Source organism: Candidatus Abyssobacteria bacterium SURF_5 (assembly GCA_003598085.1).
Taxonomy (GTDB): Bacteria; Abyssobacteria; SURF-5; order SURF-5; family SURF-5; genus SURF-5.
On the sequence record QZKU01000135.1, the window covers coordinates 1 to 26,916 of the forward strand.

The 26,916-nt window shown below is 53.5% G+C and carries 22 protein-coding genes; 7 read left to right on the forward strand and 15 right to left on the reverse strand.

The features are described 5' to 3' along the window. On the reverse strand, window positions 1–254 hold a 254-nt coding region (locus tag C4520_20190; GenBank protein RJP15306.1), incomplete at its 3' end, for a hypothetical protein. Window positions 255–257: 3 nt separating this feature from the next. Here C4520_20190 and C4520_20195 point away from each other — a divergent pair. Beyond that, the gene (locus C4520_20195; GenBank protein RJP15307.1) at window positions 258–3,020 is read left to right on the forward strand and encodes a hypothetical protein; all 2,763 of its coding nucleotides are present in this window, start codon (window positions 258–260) and stop codon (window positions 3,018–3,020) included. 306 nt (window positions 3,021–3,326) lie between these two features. Here C4520_20195 and C4520_20200 read toward each other — a convergent pair whose 3' ends face one another. From C4520_20200 to C4520_20240, 9 genes are all read right to left on the reverse strand, one after another. Further along, the gene (locus C4520_20200; protein RJP15308.1) at window positions 3,327–4,493 is read right to left on the reverse strand and encodes a hypothetical protein; all 1,167 of its coding nucleotides are present in this window, start codon (window positions 4,491–4,493) and stop codon (window positions 3,327–3,329) included. A gap of 38 nt (window positions 4,494–4,531) precedes the next feature. Beyond that, the gene (locus tag C4520_20205; GenBank protein ID RJP15309.1) at window positions 4,532–5,365 is read right to left on the reverse strand and encodes a PIG-L family deacetylase; all 834 of its coding nucleotides are present in this window, start codon (window positions 5,363–5,365) and stop codon (window positions 4,532–4,534) included. Continuing rightward, window positions 5,340–5,723, reverse strand: coding sequence for a hypothetical protein (locus tag C4520_20210; GenBank protein RJP15327.1), 384 nt, complete (start codon window positions 5,721–5,723; stop codon window positions 5,340–5,342). Before C4520_20210 ends, C4520_20205 begins: the two co-directional genes overlap by 26 nt. 12 nt (window positions 5,724–5,735) lie before the next feature. After that, window positions 5,736–6,995, reverse strand: a complete 1,260-nt coding sequence (gene thrC / locus C4520_20215) for a threonine synthase (GenBank protein RJP15310.1) — start codon at window positions 6,993–6,995, stop codon at window positions 5,736–5,738. Then, window positions 6,992–7,984 carry an iron-containing alcohol dehydrogenase gene (locus C4520_20220; GenBank protein ID RJP15311.1) on the reverse strand — a complete coding sequence of 331 codons (993 nt, stop codon included), beginning with the start codon at window positions 7,982–7,984 and terminating at the stop codon, window positions 6,992–6,994. The genes thrC and C4520_20220 overlap by 4 nt, the downstream gene beginning before the upstream one ends. Before the next feature lie 151 nt (window positions 7,985–8,135). Further along, window positions 8,136–8,567, reverse strand: coding sequence for a cupin domain-containing protein (locus tag C4520_20225; protein RJP15312.1), 432 nt, complete (start codon window positions 8,565–8,567; stop codon window positions 8,136–8,138). Between the two features lie 44 nt (window positions 8,568–8,611). Then, window positions 8,612–8,962, reverse strand: coding sequence for a hypothetical protein (locus C4520_20230; GenBank protein RJP15313.1), 351 nt, complete (start codon window positions 8,960–8,962; stop codon window positions 8,612–8,614). 261 nt (window positions 8,963–9,223) lie between these two features. Then, on the reverse strand, window positions 9,224–10,594 hold the full coding sequence (locus C4520_20235) for a sigma-54-dependent Fis family transcriptional regulator (GenBank protein RJP15314.1): 1,371 nt from the start codon (window positions 10,592–10,594) through the stop codon (window positions 9,224–9,226). Beyond that, on the reverse strand, window positions 10,584–16,007 hold the full coding sequence (locus C4520_20240) for a PAS domain S-box protein (GenBank protein RJP15315.1): 5,424 nt from the start codon (window positions 16,005–16,007) through the stop codon (window positions 10,584–10,586). The genes C4520_20235 and C4520_20240 overlap by 11 nt, the downstream gene beginning before the upstream one ends. Window positions 16,008–16,218: 211 nt before the next feature. On the opposite strand from C4520_20240, the gene C4520_20245 reads away from it, so the two are divergent. Next, window positions 16,219–16,920 (forward strand): DUF374 domain-containing protein, encoded by a 702-nt coding sequence (locus C4520_20245; protein ID RJP15316.1) that lies wholly within the window; start codon window positions 16,219–16,221, stop codon window positions 16,918–16,920. A gap of 32 nt (window positions 16,921–16,952) precedes the next feature. Here the strand turns inward: C4520_20245 and C4520_20250 are convergent, their stop codons facing one another. The 5 genes from C4520_20250 to C4520_20270 all read right to left on the reverse strand — a co-directional run bounded on the left by C4520_20250 (window position 16,953) and on the right by C4520_20270 (window position 22,227). Continuing rightward, window positions 16,953–17,582, reverse strand: coding sequence for a hypothetical protein (locus C4520_20250; GenBank protein ID RJP15317.1), 630 nt, complete (start codon window positions 17,580–17,582; stop codon window positions 16,953–16,955). Window positions 17,583–17,756: 174 nt separating this feature from the next. Next, window positions 17,757–18,608 carry a hypothetical protein gene (locus C4520_20255; protein ID RJP15318.1) on the reverse strand — a complete coding sequence of 284 codons (852 nt, stop codon included), beginning with the start codon at window positions 18,606–18,608 and terminating at the stop codon, window positions 17,757–17,759. Window positions 18,609–18,620: 12 nt separating this feature from the next. Further along, on the reverse strand, window positions 18,621–19,880 hold the full coding sequence (locus C4520_20260; GenBank protein RJP15319.1) for a hypothetical protein: 1,260 nt from the start codon (window positions 19,878–19,880) through the stop codon (window positions 18,621–18,623). Next, window positions 19,870–21,357 carry a hypothetical protein gene (locus C4520_20265; protein ID RJP15320.1) on the reverse strand — a complete coding sequence of 496 codons (1,488 nt, stop codon included), beginning with the start codon at window positions 21,355–21,357 and terminating at the stop codon, window positions 19,870–19,872. The genes C4520_20260 and C4520_20265 overlap by 11 nt, the downstream gene beginning before the upstream one ends. A 441-nt stretch (window positions 21,358–21,798) precedes the next feature. Then, the gene (locus C4520_20270; protein RJP15321.1) at window positions 21,799–22,227 is read right to left on the reverse strand and encodes a response regulator; all 429 of its coding nucleotides are present in this window, start codon (window positions 22,225–22,227) and stop codon (window positions 21,799–21,801) included. 417 nt (window positions 22,228–22,644) lie between these two features. On the opposite strand from C4520_20270, the gene C4520_20275 reads away from it, so the two are divergent. The 5 genes from C4520_20275 to C4520_20295 are packed head-to-tail and all read left to right on the forward strand — an operon-like array spanning window position 22,645 to window position 26,751. Beyond that, a complete protein-coding gene (locus C4520_20275; GenBank protein ID RJP15322.1) occupies window positions 22,645–24,180 on the forward strand; it encodes a hypothetical protein in 1,536 nt (511 codons plus the stop codon). Continuing rightward, on the forward strand, window positions 24,177–24,584 hold the full coding sequence (locus tag C4520_20280; protein RJP15323.1) for a hypothetical protein: 408 nt from the start codon (window positions 24,177–24,179) through the stop codon (window positions 24,582–24,584). Before C4520_20275 ends, C4520_20280 begins: the two co-directional genes overlap by 4 nt. Before the next feature lie 4 nt (window positions 24,585–24,588). Next, window positions 24,589–25,080, forward strand: coding sequence for a hypothetical protein (locus tag C4520_20285; GenBank protein ID RJP15324.1), 492 nt, complete (start codon window positions 24,589–24,591; stop codon window positions 25,078–25,080). Window positions 25,081–25,084: 4 nt separating this feature from the next. Next, on the forward strand, window positions 25,085–26,092 hold the full coding sequence (locus C4520_20290) for a UPF0365 family protein (GenBank protein ID RJP15325.1): 1,008 nt from the start codon (window positions 25,085–25,087) through the stop codon (window positions 26,090–26,092). A 2-nt stretch (window positions 26,093–26,094) separates the two neighbouring features. After that, window positions 26,095–26,751, forward strand: a complete 657-nt coding sequence (locus tag C4520_20295; GenBank protein ID RJP15326.1) for a hypothetical protein — start codon at window positions 26,095–26,097, stop codon at window positions 26,749–26,751. The last annotated feature ends 165 nt before the right edge of the window (window positions 26,752–26,916 follow it).

The window sequence follows — 26,916 nt, forward strand, 5'->3', positions numbered from 1 at the left end:
AGAGAGCCAGAGAAAATGTAGTGCCTAGAGCTTTTTCTGTCTCTGTAAGTTCTTGATACAAAATAGCTTAATTTTTCAAACTGTCGAAAATGAGTCTTAATGTCGAAGGGGTGACCGGGAATCTGCATGTTGGCGGCAAGTCCCGTCGCAATCGGGCAGGTTTGCGGCAATTGAAGGTTGCCGCTATCAGAAGGTTTGTCGGCTAAAAAAAGAACGGCGGCGCAAAGATATAAAGAGAACAGAAACCGATTCATGGTATGCCTTCCCTTTTTCTTCCTTCCGGTGTAAGGGGAGCAAGATTTGTACCGATTTGCACGGAACAAAAACTTTTTATTTGTGGCTGTAATTGGCGCAATAATTGCTCTCCCCTTGTCTCTTATTGGTGTCCGACAGGTGCGTGGCGGCAGTTGGCGGCGGGAGACAGTGGAAAAGACATGTCAAGAAACCGTTTTCTGATTCTGATGAGCGCGTTTCTGTTGAACACCCTGGTTTTTACGAATCGCGCATGTGCCGCCGAACTGCAAGGCATGGAAGTTGTCGGATCGGTTACGATCCCCGCCGTTGCTCTCGATGCCGAGATTTCGGGTTCATATGCTTATTTGGCGTCGGGCGAAAAAGGATTATTGATAGCGGACATTAGGGATCCGGCCATGCCCAAAATTGTCACTGCGGTAGATACGCCCGGAAGCGCAACAGCGGTGGCTGTGGCCGGTGATATTGCTTATGTCGCCGACGCCGAATGCGGACTGCAGGTGGTTGACGTGTCCGATCCGGCCGCCGCCTCGATAGTCGCTTCAGTCGCCGATTCAGGCATGCTCATGGAAATTGCTGTAGCCGGCTCCTGCGTCTATGCGGGGAATAACAGCGGCGAGTTGCATATCATTGATGTATCATCTCCCCTCGTTCCAAAGCCTGCGGGCTGCTTCAAGGTCGCCAATGGCAAATGGGTCTTCGGCGTTGCCGTCGAATTACCCTACGCCTATGTTACATGCGGAAATCCCACGCAGGCTCCGAAAAGCAGCGAGTTTGCCGTGGTTGACGTAAGCGACCCGTCTTCGCCAAGGGGAGTCAGCTCGATAAAAACCAGGCGAGTCGGGAATAACATGGAACTTTCAGGAGGATACGCATATATCGCAAGCGGGGGTTTCAAACAGGGAGGTTTTGAGATAGTCGACATCTCCGACCCGATGTCGCCGAAATCGGCTGGATATGTTGATTGTCCCTTTGTTGCCGGAGAAGTAGTGCTGAAAGGGAAATATGCCCTTCTGTCATGCCGCGGGGTTCTGGTTGTAGACATATCGGATCCCTTCTCGCCGTACATAATCGATCTGATTGAGGTACAAGGTCACGCATCCGATGTTGCTCTTGGCGGGCCATTTTTTCTGGTGGCGGCAATTGAGGAGTGGACCAAAGACGAAAAGAAAGGCAACATTCAACTATTGGCCGAATCAGCCACAGCGCGGCTTCCGGCGAGCCCGGTTTTCGCGGCTCCTGATCCGCGCTCCTCTGCATCGCCAATGGTGCGTTATCTCCCGACCTCTTCCACGTACTCTCCGGTAGCGGTCTCCGACAACATTGTTTGCACGACACAGAGCGGGACAAATGGGAAAATCCTGCAGGTGCTGGATTTATCGACGTCCAGCCTGCCGGCTGTGCCCGTTACCATCGAGTTGCCGGGCGAGGCGAAGGATATCGTGATATGGAAAAATCGCGTGGTGGCGGCGGCGGACCAGCTTTACGTGATTGACATATCCAGGCCGGGCCAGCCAGTGGTTATGCATGCAGTAGAAGGCATCGAAGGTACGTACGCGATAGAGATTTCAGGATCGTATGCGTATGTGGTAAATGGGGTAGGATTAAGGATATTTCGCCTCGGCATTCGCGGCGGCATGAAGCTCGTCGGGTCCGTTGACACACCGTATTCAGCACGCGACGTCGCGGTTGCGGGGAAGTACGCGTACATTGCCGACGGGGCAGGCCTTCAGATAGTCGATGTCTCCAACAAGAGAAAGCCGAAACTTGCCGGCTCATTCATCTATGGATGGGCGATGGCTACTCGTGTTGCGGCCGAAGGTCGCCGCGCGTATCTGGCCGATAAATCCGGATTTATTACCGTCATAGATGCGAGTGATGTTTCCGAGCCGATACCCGTCGGAAAACGGTTGCTGGCCGGACCAATTGGCGCCATGGCCATAGCGGATTCGCGTCTTTACGCCCCGGTGTGCGCAGAATCAGCGGTGTTGGAGATACTGGATATTGCCGTTGAGGGAAGTCCGGCGATCGCGAAGCTGGTAAAATCAAGCAGGAACTCGTATGGGGGCGCCGTCGCCGTTTCCGGTTCAAGGATATTTGTCAATGATGCAGCCGAGGGCCTCTTGAGCGCCTCTTTGCCCGAACCTTCTCAGAAACCGGCCCATATCGAAATCAACCCTTCGCAATTGTTACTTTCGTGCGAGCAAGGGGTGACTGCCGACGTGGAGTTTGAGCTTGGCAATTCCGGCGACAGACCTCTTTCATATTTTGTTTCGTCCAATGTCGAGTGGCTGCAACTAAGCCCGTTTGCGGGAGGGATTCAGGAGAAAGAGGCGGCTCCCATTACAGTCTCTCTTCTTCCTTATACGCTGTCCGAGGGCCGCCATAACGTCAAGCTAACGATTGCTGATCCCGCGGCCGATAACAGTCCTTCCACCGTCGAAGTCGTTGTTGACATCAAGCCGCCGACATATCAAGCGATTGAAGCGCAACCGAAGACTCTGTCGTTGAAAGATGCGAGGGCAGGAACGGTAGGGACAGTGGTCCTCACCAGCAAGGGGCCGTTCAAAGTATTGGATGCGTCTGCGTCATTCAAATGGATTAAGGTTGAAAAGGACTCGGAAAAGGAAGATTTCGAGCACGCGATAACCGTGAAAATCACTGAGACCCGGAATGGAAGGTATGGAGACGCAATCAAAATTTTCACGGACAACCCCGGTTACAAGAGAATAGCGGTCCCGCTTTCGCTCTCGTTTGCGGAAGATTGACGGTTCCGTTTGCATATCTCGCAGCAACTCCACTGATACATCCCGCCGTGTGTAGCGCCAAGTTCAAGATTCGATTCAGGATAAGGTTTCAGGTTTCGAGTTTCCGGTTTCAAGTTGGAAGAAGGGTGCTTGAGATAGATGGCATGCGGCCGCCCTCCGGTCGCTCCTATCCCGCGAGGCGCGGGATCACGCCAAAGGCGTGACTACGGACCACTCAGCTTAGGCGCTCCGCTTGGTGGATGAGAGAAGATTGCAAGCAGGATGCCTGCGCTACGAAAAGAGAAAGGCTGGAATGGTGCGGCGGAGTTAAGCGGAAGCGAGGCGGATGAGTTCCTGCCGGAGGATTGGGCCGGCCTGCGGTCCTAATGATTCAAGCTCATGGCCGATGAAATGTTTGCCTTCCTCCCAGCCGACGGGTTCGGGACTGAACTGATCGGAGGGTAGGAAGTAGCCGAGCGAATCGTTCAGTTGGCTGACAAACAGGGTCCTTCCCCTTTGTCCGATACCCGCCACAATTCCGGGGAAGGGCTCACCGGGGATGGTGAGAATAGTAATATCGCCCACATTTACTTTCGAGATCGAGGTAACGCCGGTCGGCGGGCGCTGGCTTGTGTGGATGATGCCGGCCTCCATCATCATCTGAAATCCCGGATTTTCGATTGGGAACTGGATTTCGTGTGTGAGGACCGACAGCCGGCTGCCGCTCAGCGGATGTTCGCGAGCGGAGAGTTTTATTACTTCTTCGGCAAGTTTTCGGCCGTACTGATGCGCCTCCTCGAATCCTTTTTCGCATCCGTAGGGCTCCATGCCGCCGCAGACGCCGAGGAGAAACAGCGAGATTCCACCCGATTCGCGGTCGAGGATCGTGCAGGCTTCTCCAGGATAGCCGGCTGATATCCTGTCGTCATGCCGCGGGGTGAGCTCGGGTTGAGCCGGATAGCTGAAAAGCGATCCAATGACGTCGTTTCCATCTTTGAACGTCAGTCGCCAGAGATCGAGATTCAGGTCGCAGGGGACGCGGTGATTTGCGACGCCGAGATTAACTTCCTCGAACGCGAACGAGGCATGAGCCGGTCTTGCCGAATCAAGGGCGGTTATGACCGCCGCGGCTGAGGTTTCCAGAAGGAATCTGTCGTACTCCTGATTGAATCCCGACTGCTCGATGGACGGCCCCCACAGGCCCATGGTATCGGGGCCGGAGTGGGTGTGAGTTGTCGCGACGAGCAATTGTGCGGGCGTGATGAAGCGCGATGCGAGCGAGGAGGCAAGGTCGAACGTGAAATCCCTCAGGAGGCCGATGAGATCAAGCGAAAGGAAAACGATACGCGCATCTTCTTTTTCGATAGTGAGGCATCTGACGAAGAGATCGTCGACCACCTCGCGCAATTGTTCGGCCTCGCCCATTTTATAGCCGGCGCGGTAGACAGGCCCTAGGCCCGGGGGCGGCGTGATTTTGGATTTGGCGGCTCCCACTCGAAATGGTGCTGTAGTCATACTGGCTCTCCAGCAAATTAAACCGATAGACCTCCGACGAGGTCCTTTATGTTTTCGAGGATGCCGAGCCCGCGCACGTGAAAAGCCTCTGCGAGCGGCACGTTTCCTTTTTCCCCTTCCTGTTCGGCGACGGCACGAATAGAAGCGGGGATAACTTCATCAAGCGGGTTGTCGAAAATCGGGCTTGATTTCCCGAGCACCTTCAGCCGTTCGGCCCCTTCCATCCGCATTAGTTCGAGCTGGCTGTGATAACAGAGGATCGCCTCGATTTTCTTGTCGATGAATCCGGAGATGTCGACATATGCGTTTGGACTCGGCGTTTTCGCAAAAATGATTTTTGCGACCATTGCGGTGGAAAGTCCCTGCTTGAGATGTTCGGGATGAAACAGGTGAAAATGAGCGAAGCTGCATGCCTCGATGACGGCCTGCCCGACGGCGCGGTGGTCGGGATTCTCATCGAAATTCCAGGGATCGAGTGTGATGACGGCCGCCGGCTGGACCTCTCGCACGTGGCGGAGGATCATCTCGCGCAGTTGATGGGTCGGCTCAAGGAAATGGTTCTTGAGGCCGAGGAAGGTCACTTTTTTCACGCCGATCACGTTGCATGCGGCTAGCTGCTCTTCCCGCATCACCTTCGCCAGTTTCTTGTCGGTATCGTATGCCGTGCGGTTGAGGGTTCCCTGCTCGCCGTCGGTGACAACCAGCGTGGAGACGTCGTGGCCCTCCGAGAGCAGTTTTGCTACTGTTCCGGCGCAGAAGAAGGCCAGATCGTCCGGGTGCGGCTCAACCACGAGATAACGCATGGGGAAGCCTCCTTTCGTTGCTTCATGAGTTTTTGCAGGCGATGACATCGATTTCGACTTTGATGTCGAACGGGAGCCGGCCGGCTTGGATGCAGGTGCGCGCGGGCGGATTCAGGGGAAAGAAATCCTTATACACCTCATTGAACTCGCCGAAGTTATCCATGTCGCTGAGGTAGGCAGTGACTTTGAGCACGTGATCCATTGAGGAACCGACGTCCTCGAGGATATTCTTGATGTTTTCGAGCGTTTGGCGGGCTTGTTCCCGGAGGGAGCCGTTAACAATCTCTCGCTTCTTCGGGTTGAGCGGTCCCTGTCCGGAGACGAAGATGAGGTCGCCGAATCCAACAACGGGAGAGTATGGCCCGACGGGGGCCGGAGCTTTGGTAGTCGGAATAATCTGCTTCATCATTTCACCTCGCTATTCCAATTCCAGAAACGCGTCTTCTGCCGCCTCGATTACCGGCGGAGCGCTCACCATTTTTTTGGCTGAAGCCATATCCTTGAAACCGGAGCCGGTAACGATACAGCAAACGGAGTCGGCTTGATCAACTGTGCCGGAATCCCTTAACTGCTTCAATGCGGCCACAGTGGCCGCACTTGCAGGTTCGGCAAAGACGCCGGCCTCTTGAGCAAGCAGCTTTTCGGCCTGCAGCATTTGTTCGTCGGTGACCGAAAGGGCGATCCCGCCTGAGAGTCTGACTGCGGGAATGGCGGTATACGCGTCGAACAGGACGTCATCGGCGATTGCGCCCGCGATGGTGGGTTTCACTTCGACGGGAGATGCGATGGTTTCGGCCGGAGAAAGGTTTCGGCTCAAGGCATTGACCAGAGGGGTACAGGCTGAGGATTGGACCCCCACGAGGCGTGGGACGCGCCGGCACAGCCCGAGTTCCTTTAATTCGGAAAATCCGCGCCACAGGGCGCCCAGCAGACCGCCTCCTCCAACCGGCGCGATGATCCAGTCGGGCAATTCCGCTTGCTCGACCAATTCATACGCTATGGTTTTGGCGCCCTCCACCTGATACGGGTTATAGAGGCCGGTGGTGGACAGCAGGCGCCAACCCTTTCTCTCTGAACATTTCAGCACCAGCTTAAAAATACGGCTTGAGGAAAGCGTATTCACCTTATGGAAGACAGCGCCGTACATGCGGGCCTGCACGAGTTTTTCATCGGGCGCATTCGAGGGTGCGAACACGAAGCACCGGATCCCCGCGATCGCGGAATATGAAGCGGCTGAGGCCGCCACATTTCCGGAAGAGACGACAGCAACGGTGCGGGCGCCTGCCTCATGCATCTTAGAGACGCTGAGGGTAATCTGTCGATCCTTGAATGAACCGGTCGGATTAACGGTCTCGTTTTTCAGCAGCAATATGCGGATTCCAATCGTTTTGGCCAGCCTTGAAGAATTAATCAAAGGGGTCAGCCCCTCTCCCTGAGAGACGATCCATTGAGGGTCGTTGAGCGGAAGCAGCTCGAAATATTTCCAGAGAGACTGAGAAAACGGGGCCGGCAATTCGGGCTGCAAGAATTGTGGCGCCGGCAGACGCTCGAGATTGATCGAGACGACCGTGGGAGCATGACAGCGGTCGCACGTAAATGTGCCAGGAGAATACTGAGCGGAACACGCCGGGCACTTGAGCGAAAATTTTTCTGCAGGACGATTAGCGCGTTTTTTCATAGATCGGAAATAAGGCTGTCGATGATCGCGGGCGAGAATTCCCGCTCGGTGATAATGGTTCGCGGGAGGCCTTCGTCGCGGCAATACGCCGGGAGTGCGGCGAGTATTTCTGGAAGCTCCCGCGCTTCGAGCCCGATGTCAGACGGTCGATAGAGCACGCCGAGCCGGTCAACGAGTCCCTTGAGCCAGTCGGCTTTGTTGTTCTGGAGCCTTGCCATGAGGATCATACCAAGGGAGACAAGCTCGCCGTGAACAAAATGCTTTCCGGTCACATGTTCGGCGGCGTACGCGAAGAAATGTTCCGATCCCTCTTCCGGCCGAAAATTTCCGAGCTCGAGGCACAGGTCGTTTTCTTCTTCGAAAAGCTCGACCAGTTTTCGGATGCCGGTCTTGTTCACCTCGCAAATATCGCCCGCGCTTGATTCGAGTTTCGCGATGATCTCCGTACCGCGACGCGCAAGCGAAGGGGAATATAATTCTGCGTCCCGTTCATATCCGATTTTCCAGTCAAATGAGGCGGTATGGACGGAGAGGATATCGGCTGATCCGGCGCGATTGAGGCGTTTGGGCGCGGCGGAGATCAAGGTGAAATCGATGAGGATTGCGGCGGCGTGCGCGTTGCCGACGTTGCGAACCCTTCTTCCCTCACGCACGGCCACCAGGTGGGTGACGCAGGCGTCGACTGAAACAATCGAGGGAATGAGAATGAGCTTGGAGGAACGCTTCCAGGACAGATATTTGGCGAAGTCCATGCACGAACCCCCGCCGATCCCGACGATGCAGGAAAAAGAAGGCAAGCTCGATTCGACGCGGTCGAGGTATTCGCGTTCCATTCTTTCCACGAAAACGACATGGTCCGGAGAGGCAGGCAGTCGCGGGGAAGCCAATTGCCACGGCAGCTCCATGGTAGCGACCACTGTGTGGCGGGGCTCGTAATCGAGCGATTCCAGAAGGTGGCTTCCGAAATGCAATTCAGGATGCGTTTTCATTGCAAGAGTATACCATAAGACAGGAGCGCCGCAACAAAATTTTCGTTGTGTGAGATGCTGCACAAGGCGAGTTGGAGCGAGAAAGGAGAAGTGAGGCTTCTTTAGCCTCCTTCTCCTTTGTAGATAAGGGGTTTCTGTGCGCGAACGGAGGTTAGTCCGATTCGGCGTCGGCTTTCAACGAGCAGGGAGACGAGAAAACGAGAGCCTTCATCTTATCCTTGGTGGCGTTGCGCCAGGTATGCACCGCCGCCGGCTCGAGATAGATGCTGTCGCCCTCACGCAAGAGGTAGAGGGCGTCGTTGACCAGCATCTCCAGTTGTCCCTTCAGGACATAAAACCATTTTTCTCCGAGATAGATTTCGGTGTGGTCGGAACTGGCGCCGGGCTCGGCAGTGATGACTGTCGCCTTTATCTCCTTGGCATTCGTTCCGTGCGTCAGCGTCTCGGTCCTGAGATTGCCATTCATGAAGTCTTGAATCAGGCCGCTCCCCCTTCGAATGAAGGAGTACCCGCCCTGTGACGAATTCTGCCGCGGGTGCGGCAGATTTTCCGACGGCTTCCTTTTTGCGGACCCTGAACCCATTCAAAAACCTCCTTTTTGTGTCTGATGGATTAATGAAACCGTTTTCATCCGGGGATCTCGTGCACCGCATCCAACAGTTTTGCAGTGGTTAAAGTGCCCTTGATCACCGGAAATTCAATTATGAGAGAAGAAGGCATATAATTTTCCGATTCCGCAAGATTCAGGATAATTCGGGGGTTTTTGTCCAGAGCTTTTATCGCCCCGAGCCTGGTATGGATTTCCACGTTTCGCGCTGTAGCATTGAGGACGACGAGGTCGTAGTCATTGGTCTCGAGAAGGCGAAGCATTTCGAGCATTCCGTCACAGGCATCTATGGACCAGCCGTAGCGTTTCATTTCCTGTTTCAGATGTGCTGAGACATCCGCATCTATTTGGCAGACCAGCGCTTTATTCATAGGAATATGCATTTTCCTTTGCCTGCGGAAGCAGAGCAAGGAAGGTGCCGCTGTTGTTCTTTGATTGCAAATTTCTGCCGCTATAGTAGTTATGCCTATTCAATGGTAATTGATTCAGGTATTTAATGTCTGAAATCAAGACACGCTCTTGAGGGAGCCGCGGGTTTTTGGACTGAAAAAGTATGATTTTACTCTGTACCAGCTTCTGGCAAAAGGCAAGGGAGACGTGTCTGGATTTAAGACACAGGGAGGACAGTCAGGTCATGTTTCAGGAGGAGAAGATAATATTTCGTATCTTTTTAACAAACTGTACAGTCGCGCACGGCTTATGCCTAGAGATTTGGCGGTTTCTTTCTTATTTCCCTTCTTTAACGAGAGCATTCGAATAATGTGATCGCGCTCGATGTCGGCGAGTTTCAGGTTTTCGGCCGAAGGTACATCATTTGCCGAGGCGGCGGCATGAGAGTTCTCGAGGAAGCCGGCTGGTTCAAGTTGGTCGCCAGGTGCGAGGAAGAAATTTCTTTCTATCAGATTTGCCAGTTCGCGGACATTTCCCGGCCAAGGATGATTTTTGAGAAGTTCTTTTTGGTGAGGCGTGACGGTTTTTTCGGTGCCTTTTGCAGAGTTCATGCAGGCAAGAAAATAGTCGACGAGAAGCGGGATGTCTTCTTTTCTTTCTCTCAGTGGAGGCACGATGAGATGAAGGACGTCGAGCCGATAGAAAAGATCCTGTCGAAACCTGCCGCGGCATATTTCTTCTCGCAGATTTCTATTGGTTGAAGCCAAGATGCGGACATCCACCTGCATCTCCTTGGGGCTTCCGAGGCGTCGGAATTTATTGGTTTCGACCACGCGCAGGAGTGCGACCTGATTTGCCGGAGTCATCTCGCCGATTTCGTCGATTAAAAGAATCCCGCCGTTGGCCATTTCGAGCAAACCCTGTCGGCTGTCGATGGCGGTGGTGAAGGCGCCGCGCTCGTGGCCGAAGAGCTCGTTTGCAAGGAGAGTCTCCGGGAAAGAGCCGCAATCGAGAACGACAAAAGATCCGGAAGCCCGCGCGCTTTGCCTGTAGATTTCGCGGGCGATCAATTCTTTGCCGACGCCGCTTTCGCCTTCGAGGAGAACGGGGCAATCTGCACGCGCTGCGCGGGAAATAAACTCCCGGATTTCCATCGCTTTCGGGCCGGTGCCGATGAATTCGCCGGTACAGGAGAGCCGCTTGAGTTCCCTTTCCAGCAGCAGATTACGGGTACGGAGGCGTTTCTTCTCGTATGCTTTTCCAATGAGCACTCTCAGCTCTTCGAAGTTACAGGGTTTGCTCAGATAGTCATAAGCTCCCAATTTCATTGCCTCGATGGCAGTTGCAACCGTGGCGACCCCGGTCAGAATGATGACCTCAATATATGGGTGGAGCTCTCTCAGTTTGGAAAGCAACTCGATTCCGTCCATTCCGGGCATCCTGACGTCGACGAGGGCAACGTCGAGCAGTTGTTGTGAAGCGATTGCAAGGGCTTCGTCCCCTGATGTCGCCCCGAAGGTCTCGCATCCTTTTCGCTCAAGCCGTTCGCAGAGGCCGGCGCGAAAGGCATCTTCATCATCGACGACTATCAGTTTAACCGGTTCATGAGGCATACGAAGATTTCCCTTCCCAATCCGGTTTTGTCCTGTCAAAAGTGATAGTGAAGGTGGTTCCGTTGCCGGAGGAGCTTTGGAAATCAATGCTTCCCTTCATCTCTCGGATAATATAATGACTGATTGGCAGCCCGAGTCCCGTGCCTTCGCCTTCGGGCCGGGTGGTAAAGAACGGATCGAAAATCCTATCACGAATTTCCGGCGCGATGCCGACGCCGGAGTCTTTGAACTCGATGCGGATGCGTCCGGCTTCGTCCAGTCCGGTTGATACGGTGATTGACCCATTGCAGTCTATCGCCCTGACGGCATTGTTCCACAGGTTCACGAACACCTGTTCGAGGCGATTTGGGTCTCCTTGGAAAAGGGGGAGACGACCGTCAAGACAGAGCTCGATTTTGGGTCGTTTATCGGACAGATGAACGACAAAATCAATCGTCTCTTTCAAGAGGTGGTTGATATCGAACAGTTCGTTTGTAGTGGCCGGAAATCTGCTGAATGAAAGCAGGTTATCGGTCACCAGATGGCACCTGCGGACCTGCCCCTCGATAATATCCAGATAGTTTTCGAATTGAGTCACAAAGCGATCATTGAGCCTTTCGGCTTCATCCGCAAGGATGTCCCGCATGAGGCCGGTTTGAACATCGATTGCGGAAATGGGATTGTTGATTTCGTGAGCAACGCCGGCAGCCAGCTCCCCGATGGCCGCCAGTTTGCCGGACTGCAGAAGCTGGAATTCCATTTTTTTTCTTTCAGTTGCATCGCGAATCACGCCCACGTCGAATCGTTTTCCTTTCTCGAAGAAACATCCGAGGCGCATTTCCGCATCGAAAAGAGTCCCATCCTTGCGTTTTCCCTTGAATTCGATCGTGCGATCAACGGTCTCTCCTCGTTTCAGCTTTTCGCGCAGCCAATGCAGGGTGGGATGACTTTCAGCGGCAAAGAAGGAGATGGTGTCGGTATCGCTCAGGTCATCAGATTCATCGTAGCCGAACATGGACGACAGCGCGTAATTGCGATAGGCGACCTTCTGATCTTCGGAAGTGACGGCGATTCCGTCGAGCGAAGTCTGCAGGATCGACTGCAGGTGGGCCTCTCGCTCGAGAACCTGGGAATAGAGGTTCTTGTTTTCCATGGCGACGACAAGCTGGTTCGCAATGGCCATCATCAGGTCGAGGTCTTCCGAGTCGTACGGATTCCCCGGTTTTCTGACGACGGTGAAGGTTCCCCACAGTTTATCTCGCGCGAGGAGCGGAACGATCAACGCGCTGTCGAAGCCGATCTGGCTGATGTGGGGCCGGTTTTGCGGCAGAGAGTGGATCGGCAAGTTATGCACGATGAGCGGAGTTCGCGAGAGCGCGACATGTCCGTGCAGCCCTTCGCCAATTTTGAGGTGATTGGTTCCCTCGATGAACTGAGCGGGGAAACCTTTTTGCGACAGGTAAACGAGGGTCTGGCGCTCGTCATCGTATTTGTAGATACAGGCCGCCTCCGAGCGGGTTATTTGAAGAGCGACGTCGACAACCAGTTTAAACATGATGTTCAGATCGGGGCTCGCATTTGCCGCCTTGGCGACTTCATACAAAGCCGCCAGTTTTTCATTTCTCTTGTGAATCATTTCCTCTTGCAGCTTACGCTCGCTTACGTCGTGCGCGAGGCCGAGAAGATACTTGGGCATTCCGTTCTCGTTTAAGATAACACCTCTCTGTTCGATATGTCGGAGCTCGCCGGTGGACGTCAGGATGCGAAGGGGGAGGTCCGGCATTTTCCCATTGGAAGACATCATGCCGGTTATCCATGTGGCTGCCTTCAAATAATCGTCGGGATGAATGATACTGAGCACATTGGTTTTCCCGATCGCCTCGGGGCCATAGCCAAGCAATTGGAGAGCGTACTTATTGGCATCGGTAATCATCCAGGTTTTGAGGTCGAGGATGTAGAAGATATCGGGGGTCTCCTCGAAGATGCTGCGGTAACGTTCTTCCGAAATCCGCAGCGCTTCATCGGCACGTTTGCGATCGGTGACATCGCGGTCGATTCCCCGGTATCCGAGGATTCGTCCGTTGGAATCGAAAAAAGGAACTCCGCTGGATTCCAGGACCACAAGTTTTCCGTCCTTGTGTCTGTTGGTTTGTTCAATTCCGGCAAAAGATTCCCTTCGTATAGCTCTTTGGCGCAGGAATTGCCAGTTCTCATCGACTTCCTCCGGCACGATAAAATCAAATGTTGGACGGCCGATTACCTCGTGAGGTTCGTATCCAAGAAGGTCTTTCACTTTTGGACTGGAGTAGCTGAAGACTCCATTGACATCGGTCTCCCAAACCCAATCGCTGGTAATCTCGACCAGAGAGCGGAACTTCTGCTCGCTTTCCCTCAGGGCGTTTTCCATCTTCTTGCGTTCAGTCACATCAAGCAGATTAACCAGCAAGGCGGGTTTTCCATTGTAATGGATTCTTGTTCCATATGTTTCGACCCACATAATTTCGCCGTTCTTGATAACGCACCTGAATTGGGATTGTCCCTGCGGGGAAATGCCGGATATGCGGTCGCGCACGATTTCCAGGACAGCTTTGCGGTCTTCCGGGTGAACCAATTCTGCAAACGGCATTTCCAAGATTTCGGCACGAGAAAAGCCCGACATGAGGGAGAGCCGCTCATTCACGAACTGGAATCTCTCGTCCTGGAGCACAAAAACACCGGTCAGCGAATTATCAACCAGCATCCGGTATCGTTCTTCGGATTCACGCAGGGCCTGTTCGGCGGCCTTTCGATCGGTGATATCGCGCGCAACATTGACGACGGCCTTTGCGACGCCTGGCCAATGGATCGAGTCGGCGTTGCTCTCGACCCATCTTATGGCGCCGCCCCCATCGATGATGCGGTATTGCGTTCCTCGGATCGATTCGCCTGAAATGACTTTCTCAAACCAGTTTTTTACGTTCTCGACGTCATGGGGATGAACGAGGGAGAGGAGATCGAGATGTTCCATCGGCTTGTCAGGCAGACCAGTGTAGGAGAAGTAAGCGGCATTGGCAAACAGGAGTTTTTCCTGGTCGTCCATTACGACGATGATATCATGTGATGAATTGAGAATCTGGCGGTATCGTTCTTCCGAGCGGCGCAATTCCTGTTCCATTTGTTTGCGGTCGGTAACGTCGCGAGCGACACCCAGATACGCAACCGGGTTACCGTCGTCGTCAGAAATGACCGCGCCGTTCTGTTCGACATCGAGGAAGCTGCCGTCGGCCTTGCGCATGCGGAACGGGAAATTAGGCTCCCGGTACCCTCTGACTCTGTCGAAGAGGGCTTTTGCCAATCTCTCGCAGTCATCGGGATGGATCATCGTGAGGTAATTTTGGCCGATGACGCCGGCGCGCTGAAAACCGAGGATTTCCTCGGAGAAGCTGTTTGCGCTCGAGATGGTATTTGTTTTCAGGTCAATGGTATAAATGATATCTTTTGCTTCTTCTATGAGTGTCCGATATTTTTGCTCTGACTCTTTGAGGGCCTCTTCGGCGTTTTTCCTGTCGGTAACATCGTTCAGATGGACCAGGAGAGCCGGTCGGCCCTGATAGTCGATTTTCGTTCCGAAAGATTCAAGCCAGACGATATCCCCGCTCTTGGTGACCGCCCGGAATTCATAGTGCGCGGCGGCATCTTCACCGGACAATCTACGCGTCACGATCCGATCGACCAGTTCGCGATCTTCGGGATAAATAAGCCGTTCGAATGACGAATCAAGGAGTTCGTCCTCGGAATATCCGGACGTCTCGATGAATTTCTTATTGATGAATTTCAGGACGCCGTCCTGATTGACGAAAATGCTTGATAATGAATTATCGACGAGCATTCGATATCGCTCCTCCGACTGCCGGAGCGCTTGTTCGACAATTTTTTGTTCATTTATGTCCCGAACGGTACTCACTATCATCTGGAGGCCGGCTTCCTCGGTAATCGGAATCCATGAGTGTGAAACCCATCTGGTCTCTCCAGTCTTGGTTTGAATCCGATACTGGAAATTGGAACCGGATTGCCCGAGCAGCGCTTGATTGAACTGTTGCCTGGCGCTAGCCAGGTCATCAGGATGAACGATCCAGGGTTGAGAGCCGGTCAGTTCCTCCGGTTCGTATCCGAGGATGTTTCTGCAGGAAGGGCTCAGATAAAGAATGTTACCGTCGGGAGCGGTAAGCATGATGATATCGTTACTGCTTTCCACGATGGTCTTGTATTTCTTTTCGCTTTCGCGCAGAGCCTTCTCGACACGCTCGCGCTGGGCAATCTCGTTCAGCAGGCGCGCATTTGTATCGGACAATTCAGCCGTCCGCGTCTTCACTTTCTCCTCGAGCTTGTTCCTGTGAAGTTGGAGTTCCGCTTCCGCGAGCTTGCGCGCGCTGATATCGCGCATGACGATGACCCGGCTCACCAGGCGTCCGGCCGGGTCGATCAGGGGGGAGATGCGAATATCATATGTTCCCTTTCTGGTATCCGCGTCAAGTGGAACCTCTTGTTCGAGCGCAAAGGTGGAATTGCTCAACTTGAGCTTTTCCGCGAAATCCGGAAAGGCGTCTTTGAGCTGGATTCCGATTCCATCTGACGGCGCGAGCCCGAGAAAAGTTTTGGCGGCCGGGTTTATTTCGATGATGCGGCCGAGATCATCCAGAACGATGACGCCGTCATTGATGCTTTCTATGACAGTTGCATGAACTACCGGTGCGAGGTCGCCGAGGCGAAAATGAAACAGTCCCCAGGCAAGGACCGGACTGGTGATGGTGAAAATGAAGGGAGTAATGTTCAGGTGTGGGAAAGGTGTTATACCCAGAAGGAACAGGATATTCCCGGCCCAGGGAGCCAGGACGAAGAAAAGAAGTGCGGCTGCCTGTCTGCGGTAGAGATAGGTCCTCGAAGCAATGAACCGTTCAAAGATGAGGAGCGATCCGATAAAGATCATGAGGTAGGAATAGGCGATGTGAATCCAGACCCAGAACCCGCGCTCGGAAGATTTCACAAGGAAGGAGCCCATATCCATCAGCGTAAAGGTTCGCCAGAAAAGATGATGGAACTCATTCGTCCATACAAGGATAATCGTCGTCAGAGGGATCAGGAGGATGGCAGAAAAGATTTGCCTTGTCAGCCATTTGTTCCGCCCTGAATACTGCAGCGCAAAGACCAGCCACAGGAATGAGGCAGGCACGATTCCCAGATACTGCACCTTATTCCAGAAAAGCTGTCCGCCCGCGGTGGCATTTGCCAGTTGGATGCCGTACGAGAACGACCAGATGCCGACTGCCAGCATCAGGAGAGAGATTGTTGTCGCCTCCCTCGTCCGCCTGGTTCTGAAAATGTAAACAGCCAGCAGGCCGGAGAAGCCGCCCGCAAGGAGCAGCGGGATCGTGTAAGGAGTATATTGCCACGTCATGGAAACCCCTCCAATTCCGGTCTAACTAATGGCAGCGAGACCAATAAAGCAGCCGTAGTGCACCAGTCTATCATTAGCGGGAATCGATTTACAAGGCTGGGAATGAGAGGGTGATCCCGATGCTGGTTTTGGTTTGACATGCTCTGCGGGATACCGTACGATAAGACAGGTGGTGGCTGATCATCCTGAAGTACAAAGCGCGGTTCGATAGATGAGCGATGCACAGAGAAAAAAGAAGAAATATTCCTGGCTGAGGAGACTGGGGCAACGCGCGGCAGTGGTTATCATTCCCCTGCTTTACAACTCCTACATGTGGTTGGTGTACCACACCAGCGAGATACTGCTGGACGAGATGTCGTCCCTCTGGGAAGCGACGGCACGCGGAGAGAATATGGTGGCGGCCGTCTGGCATCAAGACGCCATTATCAGCCCGTTTTGCCAGCGGGGTCATGCAGTTCTTGTGATGGTGAGCCGGAGCAGGTTAGGCGACGTCCTGACCGAGATATTTCGGCGATGCCACTTTATTGCCATCCGCGGTGGGAGTTCAAAAGGCGGAAGAGAAGCGCTCGGGGAAACGATCGAATACATGAAGACCCATAGAGGGGTACTGTGCGGAATGGCGGTGGACGGTTCGCGCGGGCCGGCACGAAAGGCAAAAATGGGGACCATAAAACTTGCTCAAGCGGCTGGAATCCCCATTTACCCGCTTCGTGCGTGGGCAAAGCGAAAGGTTCATGCGCCCACATGGGATCAAACGCTCATTCCCTTCCCCTTCAACAAGCTGGCGTTCTTTCTGGGGGAACCTCTGGTTGTTCCGCCCGACAGCGGTTATGAAGAGCTTGAAGAATTCCGCCGGGAACTCGAGCGCCGGCTGAATGAACTGGTAAGCAAGTCGGAGAATTTCTTTCGGTGAAGCGGGAGCGTTCATACCTGCGAAAACCGCTTCTATTTTCCTGCCGCGGCTGCTTCAGCCGAAGCGCGACATCTTCCGCAGAAGGAATGACCTTTCCTATCGGTGTCCTGGAGCGTGATTGAGAAGTACATGACGCAGCTGGAATCGTGACAGTGGTCGAGGCTGAGGGTATGCCCCAGCTCATGAACGGCCTCGGTCAGAGCTCGTGCCTGAAAGAGTCGAGTGTCGGGTGGTTCGCCATAGAATTCAGGCCGAAGTCTCGCCAAAGAGATGATTGACAATCCGGAGTCCATATCGGCTTGCCCAAAAACGAAATTCATGTTTGTGACGGTGAGATCGACATTTGTGACGGCAAGAATGCGGCAGTCATTCGGCGCTCTCATCTGAGAGTTCAGAGAATCAAGAACGAGGTTTGAGAGGTATTGGTTTTTACCGGCGTCGTAAGCCCGTCGCGGAAGAGGCGCCGGCCTGGAGAAAACGACGATCGTCCCGAACGTGCGCTGAAGCGGCTCGCGCAGGAATTCGAGGCTGGATTCTGGTACGTCATTACCGAGGGGAACGATGATGATTTTTTCCATCCTGAATGCCTCCTTCGGATGAACGCTGAGATCCACGCCTGCTGAAACGATTACCAGCACGAAGAACAGTGAAACCGGTTTCATCAATGGAAAAAGCACTCCGCATCCGAGCTGATCGTAAATGGAATAAGGGATTTATTCAACTATGACACATTCTCTTGCTGAGTAAAACTGTCGGTGGGCATCGCGGGGGATCAATGGCGTAAGACAGGTTATTGGTGCAGACCGGACCGGAGAAGAGCGAGACCGGTTAGGGATTCAGGACGGATCAGCTTTCCCGTCCGATTTTTGCCGCCGCACCTGCTCGAGCAGATTCTTTACGCGCTCGATTTCGATTTTTTCGCGGCGGTCCTTCAGTATCTCTTCGTATTCGAGGGGATGGTGCTCCATCAATTCTTCCTTGGAGATTTTCCCATTGATCCACACTTTGCTCATGGGAAAGACTTCCGGATTGAGGTGCACGTTATACATGTGCCAAATGATGATCGCCAAGAAAGCAAGAATCGCTTCAAAACCGTGCACGATGCGGATGATGTCAAGGACCCAGATAGGGAACAATGCGATGGCCGCTTCCTGGAACCACAGGAGTAACCCGCTGATGGCCATAACGAAGATACCCCATACGAGCGCCCAGTATTCGAATTTCTCGATAAAGTTAAACTTACCGAATTTGGGCCGTTCCTCTCGAAGGCCGAGGTTGCACAGGAACAGGTTCAGGGCATCTTTCGCGTCCCGCGGGTTAGGAATTATCTTGAGAAAGTCGCTGTTTCCGCGGGGTGACACGATGACGTAAACGAGTTGAAACAGGCCGACGCAAATCAGCATGACGCCTGCGACACGGTGAATAATTCCTCTCAGCCAGAAGCTTTCCGGAAAAAAGAAGAGTTTATGTAAAAAGGGAGCTTCGGGGAAGACGAGGGGAATTCCGGTGAGTACGAGGGTAAAGAAACTGGTAAACAGGATGACATGCTGTATCCGCTGGGCAACGGAAAGCCGTTCGAAGACTTCGTCATCTTTGATGAGGTCTTCGTCAGTTATCGAATGTTCTGAGAGCAATCCCGCGTTTTTCGCTCTCGCAAGCAGATCCAGGTCTTCATCATTTATTTTCACGTTTCACCATCCTTACTGCTCGTGACTCTTTCGCTTTCGTCGCTTCGCGTAAAGATCGACCCCTATGAAGAGGAGAAATCCGCTGATCGTGGAAACGATTATAACCGTATATATTTTTTCGACGAAGTATCGGCCCATGCTGCTTTCCTTGGCTTCGGCCACGTGAACTTTTCCGATGGCGAAGTTTTTTCCGGCCTGAGGATGGCATTTTCCGCAGGTGCTCGGGATATTATCAGGATGGACCGAGGATCTCGGATCGTTCGGTGGCCGTATATCATGATAGCCGTGGCAGCTTGCGCAATTTGCCACTTTGGTATCCCCAAGTTTTGAGGCGATGCCGTGGTAAGTGCCGAGGTACGTCTTGAGGCGCTGTGATGCGAAACCGTAGCGTTTGCTCAAGGTCTCATCTTCATGGCAATTTGAACAGATTTCCGCGATGTGGGTGGCGTAGACGGCCGATTCAGGGCTTACATGCGATTTTATTGAATGTTCGCCGTGGCAGTCGGTGCAGATGGGAACGTCGTTGTTCTGCATCAGGTAATCCTGCCCGTGAACGCTTTCGACGTAAACTTGATAGATGCCCTGGTGGCATTTTGCGCAGGTCTTCGGGATATTAAACCTATTGATCATTGAATCCGGATTGTCCGGCGGCTTGATTTTATGTGAGCCGTGACAGTCATTGCACGCGGCGGAGACGGTAAGCCCCTTTTCTTTGAGCGCCTTCATGTGAACGCTGTTCTCGTACGCCTTGATTTTCTCCGCAGCCGGCAGTTTGTGGTCTTCGACGATCTTCGTATCAGTATGACATCGGATGCAGATATCGACCATATTGAGCGGGAAGACAGATGATGCCGGATCGGAAACGCGTTTGATGTTATGTGTTCCGTGACAGGTGGAACAGACCGGGGCGGCGGGATCGCCGGCCACGAAGGCTTCGCCATGCATGCTGGTCTTGAAATCCTCGAACTCCTGGTCGTGACAGAGAGAACAATCGACCTTCGCGAGCGGCGTGGGATGAGGAAACTCTTCGACGTCTTCCAGATCCATATGGCAATTAACGCATTCGATGCCGCCCTGGCCGTGCACGGATTTCTTGAAGACATCCGGATCTACGTTCAGTGATTTGCCATCTTCGCCCGTGAGCGAGGAGTCGTCATGACAGGAGAGACAGTCTTCGGTTGATAGAGCCGCTGCCGCGGGGGCAGCGGACACTGCGGCCAGTATGAAAGCGCACATGCAGCCGAGCAGGAAGGATTTTCTTTTAAGAAGCATTCCTTCGTCTAAACCTCCTGATAATGTCCGGGATTACCCAGATAAAGGAGACAAACAGGAGCCCGATGAACAGCCAAACGAACATTTGGCGCACGTAATAGGGGCTGCCGGATTCTTTCTTGTTGACATCGACATGTATTTTTGCCGAGGCTACTTTTGGAGAAATTCCGGGATGGCAGCTGGCTTTGCCGCAGGTTGCGCTGAGGTTCATTGGGTTGACGGACGATTTCGGGTCGGACGGCGGGCGGACATCATGATGTCCGTGGCAACTTGCGCAATTCGCCGCGGTCTTGCTTCCGTAACTGGTTGCAATGCCGTGGAAGCTTTGCTGATAAGTTGAGGTGCGGTCAACGGGTACATCGTACTTCGCCATAATACCGGCTTCAGAGTGGCATTGAGAGCAAACGGAAGCTATCTTTCCTTCTGCGGGAATGGAGATTTTGTGTTCGCCGTGACAGTCGGTGCAAGTTGGCGCATCGGCGATTTGATTCTCCATCGCGGCGACTCCGTGAATCGACTGTTTGTAGGTATTAAATATGCCGAGATGGCATTTCCCGCATGTTTCAGGGTTTCGCGCTCTGAGGTTGGGCGTACCCGCCGGTTGAATGTCGTGAACCCCATGGCAATCGGTACACACTGCGGCGAAATCGATGAGGCCGGCTTGATAGAGACCTTTTCCGTGAACGCTCTGCTCATATTCCTGGAAGGGTTTTTCGGCGTGGATATGGTGCTTCACAACCACCTGCATATCTTCATGGCAGATTGCGCAGGTTCGAGGGATATTGGCGCGATAGACGTTGGATTCAGGATCTGATTTGGGTCGTATATTATGTCGGCCGTGACAGTCGGTACAGGTAGCTCCGTCATCGATTCCGGCGCGCCGCGCGACTCCGTGAACGCTGTCTTTGTACTGATCGAAGGGGGAGAAATCCGGAGCTCCCATGGCATTGCCCTTGACGTGACACCGGTCTGTGCAGTTTACTTTTTCCGGATATCTCTGATGGGGAGCCTCGCCGACCGCGTGTGCGACTTCGTGGATATCGCTATGACAATCGACGCAGTCCTGGCCGGAATGAACCGAATTTTTCAAGATGTCCAGATCAACGAAAGGCGCCGCAGAATTCCTGTGGTCGCCGGAATGGCAGCCGACGCAGTCATTCCACTTCGCTTCAGCCGCACTCACAATGGCGGGGGGAAAAGCGAACAGGACAAAAGACAAAAAAACAACCACTCGTTTTGGATGCATTATTCGATCCGGAAATTTGTTGTTCTTAGTTCTCGACCATCGAGGTGAGGAGTGAAAAAGACTCGACAACAGCTTTCCCCAATTCAGGCTCTTGGCCTCCGGCAGGAGGTTGATCGTATTATAGCACACCGTCAGGACAAAAAACAAGCGATTTTTGTTTGATAAATGTGACATCCCCCTTGTGCGATATTCACAAGAATTCGGATGAGGCATGAAGAAGGCAAGAGCCAAGATTTTTGGGAGGCCGCAGGTTAAGATTTCTTTTTTGCCTGCGCGAGTACGGAATGAGCCATGGGAAGAATAGTATGCTTATGCAAAGGGTTGTTGCGCCCCTAAAGCTTCTTCTGGCGCTAGGTCATGTGTCATGGCTGAGGCCAAGCTGAGCTTAACGAATTGGGGGCTTTCGTTAACGCCGAAAGAAGTTGCTTTTGGGTTCAGTGTCATGGTTTAGCCTTGCTCTAACTGCCCTGTTGGGGGGCGCAACAATACCCTTGCATTGCTGTCTCTTCCTCATCAGGCTGCTTATCCAGGCTGCCTATCGTGCATGTTGGGGTGACATGCTTTTAGCCTTAGAAACGGCATTGCCAACAGGCAGATGACAAGGTAATTTATCTCCTCCTTTGCGGTTTCTTTGGGATCCGTCAATTTCTTGCGGCAATCTTCTTGTTCTCCTCAAGGGCCGCTTCCGCTTTCAGCGCTGGTTTGTCCCGTCGCCTGGGCCTCGATTGTACTGATGACGCGCATCAATTCCTCGTATTTGATCGGCTTTGAGAGGCGCTGCATTCCGTCCAAACTGGCTTCATCCAAGTATCTATTGATATCTCCGTGGGCGGTTGTAAGGATCACGGGGATACGCGGTTTCAGGGTTTTAATTCTATTAAGCAAATTTACGCAACAGCTCTTCAGCAAGAACAGGTCGGTAATGATAAAATCAAATTTCCACCGGCTCAGCCGATTGAGGGCCTGTTCTTCAGTCGAAGCCACGACCACGTGGTATCCGTCTTCTCGCAATATTTTTGCCAGAGCCACGAGTGCATTCCGCTCGTCATCCACTAAAAGAACTGTCTTCGAAGATGCCAAATCCGCCTCTTTTTTGACGATATTTCAAGACCTTCGTTTATTCCTGCACATCTGCATTGAGCCGTAAAAGCATTAAAAATGCCAAAGAGAATCTCGCACGGCGAACGAATAGATAGAGGTCATTTAAGTCTTCTTTTTGCAATATGTTACACTAAGAGAATGAGGTAATCGGCCTTCCTTTTGTTCCTTTCATGGCGCTTGGCCATTCACTTGGGGCATGAAATATTTGCACTATTTCCAAAAGAAATTAAATTTCCCTGCAAAAATTGCACTGCAACTATCAATTCATGTACTTGGAAGCTGAGGGGTGTCGGCCGGCCGCGGAAGCGTTAAATTCGAGCCGGATCGAAAAAGGTTGAAGAATGCGTTGGGATCGGGTATAATTTCGGGAAATATGGAGAGATAGCTGAGGAGGCTAAGAAGACGAAGCCGAAAGATTTGGGGCCGAAAAGAATCCTCAAAAGGACTGCTGGTATAAGCTTTTCCCGTCTAGTCTTTCCTTTCACACTGCTAACCATCACCATCCTATTCAATTTTCTCTGTCAGAGCCTTGCTCAGAGTTCGGTATCACAAACAACTGCCGGGAGTGTTTCCGGTCCGGGTGCTTTCATAATTCCGATAGACGAGACGATTGACCTGGGGCTTGCATATTTTGTGAAACGTTCGCTGGATGAGGCAAAGGATAAAGGATTCGAGGCGGTAATCCTTGAGGTGGATACGCTGGGAGGGCGGGTGGATGCGGCACTGGATATTCGCGATGCGCTCGAGGACTCCGCTCTTCCTGTAGTTTCGTACGTGAACAAGAGGGCCATATCCGCGGGCGCGCTGATATGTCTTGCGACCGGCCGCATCACAATGGCGCCGGGAAGCACTATTGGAGCGGCGACTCCGGTGAGTATAGATCCGTTGGGCGGCTCCGGCGAGCTGAGCGAGAAAGAAGTTTCATACGTCCGAGGGGAATTTCGCGCAACTGCCGAGAGAAACGGCCATTCGCCGCTGCTTGCCGAAGCCATGGTTGACGCCGACACCGAGGTTTACGCCGTTCTTGATGGCGACGTCACAATTCTTTCCTCCGGCGAGGTTGAGGAATTTCGATCACGGCATGAAGGGATAAAAATTGAGGAAATTTCGCCAACGAGCAAGTTATTGACGATGACGGCAGCGGAAGCGGAGCGACTCGGCTTTGCGGATTCGACTCCTGAATCGGTGGAAGCTCTGATGGAGCAGATGGGACTGGATCCGGCCCAGAAAGTGGTTTCAACCAGCACCTGGAGTGAGAAGCTTGTGCGCTTCTTGACGCATCCGGTGGTATCGGGTCTCTTACTGACGCTGGGGGTGCTCGGCATCTTTTTTGAGCTTCAGATGCCGGGCTGGGGGGTTAGCGGCACCCTGGGCGCCGTTTTGCTTCTGCTTTTTTTCGGCGGCCATTATCTTGCCGGATTGGCGGATGTTCTGGACATGTTGCTGTTCGTGGTTGGTTTGGGGCTTCTCGCGCTTGAGCTCTTTGTGATCCCGGGTTTTGGGGCGGCCGGCATTTCGGGAATCCTGTGCATTTTTCTTTCGGTTTACCTCGCTCTGGTGAGGAACCCGATTCCACAATTCTCATGGGATTTTCAGCGATTGAATTCCGCGCTGATCGTGTTTGTTTTCTTGATGGTTGGAGTCATCGGCGGAACGGTGATTTTATGGAAGATGTTTCCGCATAGCAGACTGAAGCGGCTGATCGTGCTCACGGCGAGCGAGGAGCCGACATTGGGCTTCACGACCGGAGAGAATCTGGAAGCGATGATCGGAGAAAACGGGATCAGCCTGACTCATCTGCGTCCCGCGGGCAAAGCGCTCATCGCCGGGCAGCCGTTCGAGGTGCAGACGCTGGGTGAATATGTGGAAAAGGACAGACACGTGCAGGTGGTAAAAGTTATGGGCAACAAGATATTCGTGGCTGAAAAGCAACCCGAGAAGGAATCGGCATGACGATGCATCGGCTGGACGAAAAGCGAACGCTCCTCTCGATGGCGCGCACGCTCAAGAACGACACGCTGGATATACAGCAGCGCGGCGCCGGTTACTATTCCTGCGGGCCGTTTGTGAGTCGATACAATAAGCTCCTTACGAAAGCGCGGCAACTGTTCGCCGAGAATCAAACCGTTCTGCTGGATTCTTTTGACGAACTCGAGGACACGAAGTCGGTGGATCCGGCCGACAAGATGAAGGTGACTCAAAGGGTGCTGATCGAGCTTGGCCAGCTCATCGTATTCATGGAGTCGGTGATCGCGCAGGAGGAGGAGCATCGGGGCGGTCAATCGAGGCATACACCCGCTGAGCAGGAACGGCCCCACCCCGACTCAGCGCGAGATCAATCAGACAGTGGGGGATGAAAACATGGTTGTCTTACTGCTGTTTATAGCCGCTATAGTACTCATTTACCTGGAACTGTTTCTGCCCGGATTAATTTTTGGAATCCTGGGGCTGCTCGCTTTTGGGGCGAGCGTCTTTTTTGCTTTCTATTATTATGAGGCAATGGGGTTTTGGATTGTTATCGGAGAATTATGTGTTGCGGCGGTCCTGCTGCTGCTGGCGTTGCGGCGTTTTCCGCACAGTTATCTGGGGAGAATGCTCATCCTGAATCGCAACCTTGATAAGAAGTCAGGTTACAGCGGAACGGATTCGCTGGAGAGATATCTGGGAAAGGAAGGCGTGAGTCTGACGCATTTGCGACCGGCGGGGATCGCTCAGGTCGGCTCCATCCGTCTCGATGTAGTGACGGACGGCTCATTCATTGAAAAGGACAGGAAAGTGAAGGTTGTCCAAGTCGAGGGTAACCGTGTCGTAGTTCGGGAAGCGCATCCCATGAGTTCAGAGACAGGAGGATGATTGAATGAACACCATCGGGCTGATTCTTATTCTATTCATCATAGCCATTATTGTCGCCTTTGTCGCCGTGCTCGGCCGTTATTTCGGGCTCTGGCTTCGGGCGGCGCTTTCGGACGCGCACGTCAGCTTTACGAATCTGATCGGCATGAGTCTTCGAAATGTGAATCCGAGCACCATTGTCAACAGCCGGATCATGGCGGTGAAGGCGGGAATTCACATAAGCACGAATGATCTTGAGGCCCATTATCTTGCACATGGAAATGTTGTGCGCGTAGTGCAGGCGCTGATTGCCGCCAACAAGGCGAATATCCCGCTGATCTTTGCGCGGGCGGCCGCGATCGACTTGGCGGGGCGCGACGTTCTTGACGCAGTGCAGACGAGCGTGAACCCGAAGGTGATCGATGCGCCGGACCCGCGAAAAGGGAAGGAAACAGTTGACGCCGTCGCCATGGACGGCATTCAGTTGAAGGCGAAGGCGAGGGTGACGGTACGGGCGAATCTGGAGCGACTGGTCGGAGGCGCCACCGAGGAGACCATCATAGCGCGCGTGGGTGAAGGAATCGTAACCACTATCGGCTCGGCCGAAACCCACAAGAGAGTGCTGGAGAATCCCGACATGATCTCGCGCCAGGTTCTTGCCAAGGGGTTGGATGCCGGCACCGCTTTCGAAATTCTCTCGATAGATATCGCCGACATCGATGTTGGTGAGAATATTGGGGCTCAACTCCAGGCGAAGCAGGCCGAAGCGGACAAGCAAATCGCCCAGGCAAAGGCAGAGGAGCGCCGGGCGATGGCGGTCGCGCGCGAGCAGGAGATGCAAGCGCAAGTGGTCGAGATGCGGGCGAAAGTGGTCGAGGCCGAGGCCGAGGTGCCACGCGCCATCTCCGACGCGTTCCGATCCGGCAATTTAGGAATCATGGACTACTACCGGCTTCGCAACATACAATCGGATACTGCAATGAGGCAGTCGATTTCGGATATGGACAAAGATACTGCGAAGGGTGGCAATTAATCATGGAAGTATGGGGTGTCCTCCTATTCCTCTGGATCGCGTGGAAAGTAATAGGCTCGATTATGGAGGAGGTGCAAAACCGCAAGCGGGAACAACAACCGCCTGAAGTCTCGGACCGGCCAGTGCGGCCGACTCCGGTACGGCGTCCCGCCTCCCCCACGGGTCCGGTCCAGCGGCCTTCGCGGAGGGAATCTTCTTCCGTTGAGTCTGTCCAGAATGAACTGGAACGCCTGTTGAGAGAAGCAAGGGAGCGGAAGCGACAGCCACAACCGCCGTCGCGGCCGCCGGTTCGGCTGCCGGAGCGCGAACACGTGCGGGTGCAAAGCAGGTCGGCGGAGGTTGTGAAGATGCCGCCTCCCCCGCCGCCGCAGCCGCGACGGGCGGTCAGGCCTCTTCCTGTCGAGCCGCCGTATGCGGTGCAGCCGTATCGTGTTGAACGCGAGCGGGTGGCCCGGCCGGAGAGGCCGGTTCGGGTCGAGCCGGATCAGCCGTCTCCCAAGCCGAGAAGAAGAACGGATGTGCGCCGGATGACGAAACGAGTCGCTTCCAAATCTGTTTTGGGGCAGCCGAGCCTGGCGGAAATCAGGAAGGGCATTATCCTCTCCGAGATTCTGGGGACTCCGAAAGGACTGGAGGGCCTCGACTCGCCTCGAATCTAGCGCTTAATCATGGGGCGTTCTTCTTGTTATCAGAATGATTTTGCCTGATCATTTCTTCCAGACTCCGGGCAGGGCTTACGCATCTAAATTCCGAGTAATTTCTGTAGGAAAGTTTGATCGAGGGCGGCTTTTGTTCTTTTTCTTCTGAGTGATAGCTTTGGTGTT